The following is a 4,717-nucleotide window of genomic DNA, read 5'->3' as shown; positions in this document are numbered from 1 at the left end:
ATGTCACCCTGGATCGGGCCGGGGCGGACGATCGCCACCTGGATCACGAGGTCGTAGAAGGTCCTCGGCTTCATGCGTGGCAGCATGGACATCTGCGCTCGGCTTTCAATCTGGAAGGTGCCGAGCGTGTCGGCCTTGCGGATCATCGCATAGGTCGGCGGGTCCTCCTGCGGAATGGTCGCGAGGTCGAGTTCCTGATGCTTGTGCTCGAAGATCAGGGCGAATGCCTTGGCCATGCAGGTCAGCATGCCGAGCGCCAGCACGTCGACCTTCATGAACTTCAGGGCTTCGATATCGTCCTTGTCCCATTCGATCACCTGACGGTCGGCCATCGTCGCCGGCTCGATCGGTACCAGGTTGTCGAGCCTGTCGTGGGTGAGCACGAAGCCGCCCGGATGCTGGCTGAGATGGCGCGGCGTTCCCATCAACTGCCGCGCAAGCGTCAAAGTGAGGGCGAGACGACGGTCGTCCGGATTGAGGCCGAGGTCGCGCAGCTGCTGCTCGCCGACTTCATCGGACCATGACCAGAGGCCGGAAGAGAGCGCCTTGATCAGGTCCTCGGGCAGGCCGAGCGCCTTGCCGACGTCGCGAATGGCGCCCTTGGCGCGATAGCGGATGACGGTCGAGCAGAGAGCAGCCTTGTCATGGCCGTAGGTCTTGTAGATCCACTGGATCACTTCCTCGCGGCGCTCATGCTCGAAATCGACGTCGATGTCGGGCGGCTCGTCGCGCTCCTGGGAGACGAAGCGCTCGAAGAGGAGGTCATTGGTTTCGGGATCGATCGAGGTGATACCGAGCACGTAGCAGACGGCCGAGTTGGCGGCCGACCCCCTGCCCTGGCAGAGAATGCCCTGCGACCTGGCATAGCGAACGATCGAGAAGACAGTGAGGAAGTAGGGCGCGTATTTCATGGTCTCGATCAGCGCGAGCTCATGCCGGATCGTCTTCTCGACATGTGCCGGCAAACCTTCCGGGTAGCGCGTCTTCACGCCCTCCCAGGTGTAATGCTCCAGCGACTGCTGCGCGGTCATGCCCGGGATCAGCGCTTCCTCGGGGTACTGATAGACGAGTTCCTCGAGCGAGAACCTGCAGCGCTCGACAATCTCCATCGTTCGCTCGAGCGCTTCCGGGTAGAGAGGAAAGAGCCGCGCCATCTCATCGGGCGGTTTCAGGTATCGGTCCGCGTGTCGCTCCCGCTCGAAGCCGACATCGTCGATGGTGGTTCCTGTCCGGATGCAGGTGAGGACATCCTGCAGCTGCCTGCGTGCCGGCTCATGGAACAGCACGTCGTTGGTGACGACGGATTTCACGCGGTGTTTTGCCGAGAGGTTCGAGAGCTCATGCAGCCGCAACTGATCATTGGGACGGCGGCGCAGGGAGAGTGAGACATAGGCGCGGTCACCAAAGATCTCGACCATCTTCCTGAGCTGCACGGAACAGGTCTCATCGACCAGGTCCGGCACGAGGACGCCGATCAGGCCGTCGGCATAGAGTGCGACGTCATCGAGATGGAGGATGCAGTTCGCCTTCCCGCCCCTCGCCTTGCCCAAGGTCAGCAGCCGCGTCAGTCGCGAATAGGCGGCGCGGTCGGTCGGGTAGACGAGGATCGACATGCCATCGGCCAGATCGAGCCGGCAGCCGACGACAAGTCGCACGCCAGTTGCCCGCGACGCCTCCAGGGCGCGCACGATACCGGCAAGGCTATTGCGATCGACGATACCGAGCGCCTCGATGCCAAGCAGTTTTGCCGTCGCGAACAGCTGCTCGGCCGAGCTCGCGCCCCTGAGAAAGGAAAAATGCGTCGTCACCTGAAGCTCGGCGTAGCGCATCATGCAAAGATCCCATGCAGGAACCAGTCGTGCGAGCCGGTTTGCGTATCGACGCCATCACCGGATCGGAAGATCCAGAAGCGCTCGCCTACCTCGTCCTCGACGACGAAATAGTCGCGCACCGCAACCCATTCGGCGCTTCGTTTCCACCATTCGCCGAATATGCGCTCCGGGCCGTCGGCCCGCTTCACCCGGCGGCGCTTGCCACGCCAGGTGAAAGAGGCCGGCGGATGGTCCGGCAGCAGAGCGATCACTTCGATCGCCTCGGGACGGGCGAGAAGCCGGGGCGGCCTCGGCCATTGCAGCGGCCAGGTGGCACCCACCTCGTCCGCCATCGGCGCGATCCGCTGGACGCTGCGTTCGGGCACGTCACTTGCGACCGGCGCGACACGGAAAATCCGCTGGCCGCCACGATTGCCGAGCACATCGATGAGCGGCGTCACGTCCGTCATCTGATCCTCGATCAGGGAAGAGGCTGATTGAACCTCGGGGAGTGGTTCGACGAGGGTCGCGGCAAGGCTCAGCTTCTCGATGCCGAAACCGGGTTCGATCTTCTCGAAGCGATCGCGGAAGAGCTTCATCAACCAGGCAACATCGCGGACCGGCTTTGCGGTCCCGGCCCTGAGCGCCTGCATGGTGTTGTCGACGCGGTGAATGACGAGGTCGGCGCGACGCACGCCGAGCCCGCGCTGTTCGAGCTCGAGGCAAAGCTGGCGCACCAGCCGGCTGACGTACTTCTCGATGGTTTCCGCAGCGCCGATCGGTTCGGCAAAGGACTTGTGCAGTTCGATCAGGTCCGCCGGCCGGATCGGATCGATGGGTTCCGCGACCCTCCCGAACATCTGGTCGAGACGGCACCCGACCTCCGGGCCGAAGCGAAGGGCCAATGGCGCGCGCGGCGTCGCTTCCAGATCGGCGACGGTGGCAAAGCCGAGGGTGCGGAGACCGGCGATCGTCTCGACCGGCAATCGTAACGATGACAGCGGCAAGCGCCCTACGACGCTGGCGGTCTCTCCGCGCGGGACGATGACGGTCTCGCGATTGGTGCTCCGGGCCAGCGCATGCGCGGCACCCCAGGTGTCGGCAATGGCCGCACGGGCCGCAAGGCCTCGCGCGCGGAAACGATTGACGAGGCCGGACAGCATCAGCTCCTCGCCACCCTGAAGGTGATCGGCGCCTTCGGTGTCCATGACGATCCCGTCCGGAGGATCCATGGCGACGACAGGGGAATATTGCGACAGGGCCCAGAGCGTCAGCCTTTCAAGAGCCGCGAGATCGGCCGCCGGATCGGCGTCGATCATCATCAGCCGCTGGACCAGCGCCTGCGCCTTGGCCGCCGGCATGCCGACATGAAGGCCGTGTTGGAGAGCCGCCTTGTCGGCCGCGGCAATCCACCGCTTCGAACCGCTCCTGGCGACTATCGCGAGCGGGGTTTCAACGGGTAGCGAGGGATCGGCGCGTCTCACCCGATCCGTCGCCAGCGTCGGAAGAAAGACAGATACGACCCTGACCATCACATGCACCTACGACAAATTCCGCGCTCTCTCCCGCCCTCACCCTGATCAGTTCCGCGAGCCACCGCGCCCGCCCGACGCCCAGCACCGGCAACGGTTCGGACGGCAGAACCGAGATCCGCCAGCGCGTCGATGCAGCCGTCGGCGAACCGAAGTCGGAGGCTTCGGTCTGGCGCCGCCAGCGACGGATCACCAGACCCAAGGTGCCCGACTTTTCCGCTGCAAGCTGCAGCCGGCGCGATACGGTCATCGGCAAGCGCACAAGTTCGGCGACGACGGCCCCGAGGCCGCCATAGCGCAGCGCCTCCTCGAAGCTGGCGAGCATCGTCTCTTCCTTGTCGCACTCGACGAAGATCACGCGGTCGGGGTGAAGCCCGACCTGGGCGAGTGCCGGAAAGAATAGGTCGAAGCGCGTGAGGCACCAGACCACCTTGCCGGTGGTTCGGGCAGCGATGCCCCCGACGAAGAGCGCGGCGGCCGCCCCGTCAATTGCACCGTTTCCACCACCCGCCACCTCATGCAGGGCGCCGCAGGCAAGTCCGCCGCCCGGCAGACGGCCATCGATCTCCGGCACGCCGAACGGAAGAACGCTTCGAGGGCGCGAGCCCACCCCCTCCAGGTTGGCGATCTTCTCGCGCAACTCGGCGAGGACAGTGTTCGAGATGGCGGCGGCGGCAGTCATGGTCTTCTTTCGCAACCCGTTTTCGGCTTGAGAAACTGGCATATGTTCTGTATTTGTTCTTTTGCTGAAAACGAGTCAATGCGTATGCGACCCGTCAAAGTTGAGAGGCGACGCAAGGTTGGTGAATCCGCGAACGGATTCAAATCGATGAGAGGAAAGGAAATTTTTCATGCGATCGCGTTTTGGCGTCACTGGCGGGAAATGCGGCAAGCATACCCCATATTCGGGTTCATAATGCGGATGGAAGCGGGCCCATGACAGACGAAGAAGGCCAGGGCCGGCCGCGCAAGATCGTTCACATCGACATGGATGCCTTCTACGCATCGGTCGAGCAGCGCGACAATCCCGAGCTGAAGGGTTTGCCGGTCGCCGTCGGCAGTCCTGTCGCCCGCGGCGTGGTGGCAGCGGCAAGCTACGAAGCGCGTAAGTTGGGCGTTCACTCGGCGATGCCCTCGGTGACGGCAAGGCGCAAATGCCCGAACCTGATCTTCGTCCCGCCACGCTTCGACGTCTACAAGGCTGTCTCGTCGCAGATCCGCGCAATCTTCGCCGAATACACGGCACTGATCGAACCGTTGTCGCTCGACGAAGCCTACCTCGACGTCACCGAAAACCTGAAAGGCATGGAGATCGCGACCGAGATCGCCGCGGAAATCCGCGCGAGGATCAAGGAGGAAACGGGGCTGAACGCT

The 4,717-nt window shown here is 63.9% G+C and carries 3 protein-coding genes and 1 pseudogene; 1 reads left to right on the top strand and 3 read right to left on the bottom strand.

Annotated features, from left to right (window positions below):
• The 3 genes from NHF53_RS22570 to NHF53_RS22560 all read right to left on the bottom strand — a co-directional run.
• Positions 1-1,829 (bottom strand): PHP domain-containing protein (locus tag NHF53_RS22570; protein WP_252836203.1); only part of this gene is annotated, 1,829 nt, incomplete at its 3' end.
• Entirely contained in the window at positions 1,829-3,343 is a 1,515-nt protein-coding gene (locus tag NHF53_RS22565) for a DNA polymerase Y family protein (RefSeq protein ID WP_252836202.1), read from the bottom strand. The genes NHF53_RS22570 and NHF53_RS22565, both read right to left, overlap by 1 nt.
• On the bottom strand, positions 3,264-4,025 hold the full coding sequence (locus NHF53_RS22560; protein ID WP_252836201.1) for an ImuA family protein: 762 nt from the start codon (positions 4,023-4,025) through the stop codon (positions 3,264-3,266). The genes NHF53_RS22565 and NHF53_RS22560 overlap by 80 nt, the downstream gene beginning before the upstream one ends.
• A gap of 254 nt (positions 4,026-4,279) precedes the next feature.
• On the opposite strand from NHF53_RS22560, the pseudogene NHF53_RS22555 reads away from it, so the two are divergent.
• Positions 4,280-4,717 (top strand): annotated as a pseudogene (locus NHF53_RS22555) (DNA polymerase IV); the annotation flags it as partial.

It is taken from the genome of Ciceribacter sp. RN22, from assembly GCF_024054295.1.
Taxonomy (GTDB): Bacteria; Pseudomonadota; Alphaproteobacteria; order Rhizobiales; family Rhizobiaceae; genus Allorhizobium; species Allorhizobium lividum.
The sequence above is the reverse complement of the archived record's forward strand: the minus strand, read 5'-3'. Positions and strand labels throughout refer to the sequence as shown.

What these genes read in the sequence shown, in the direction of transcription:
- NHF53_RS22565 (WP_252836202.1), bottom strand. Translation starts at nt 3,343, where the DNA reads ATGGTCAGGGTCGTATCTGTCTTTCTTCCGACGCTGGCGACGGATCGG.
- NHF53_RS22560 (WP_252836201.1), bottom strand. Translation starts at nt 4,025, where the DNA reads ATGACTGCCGCCGCCGCCATCTCGAACACTGTCCTCGCCGAGTTGCGC.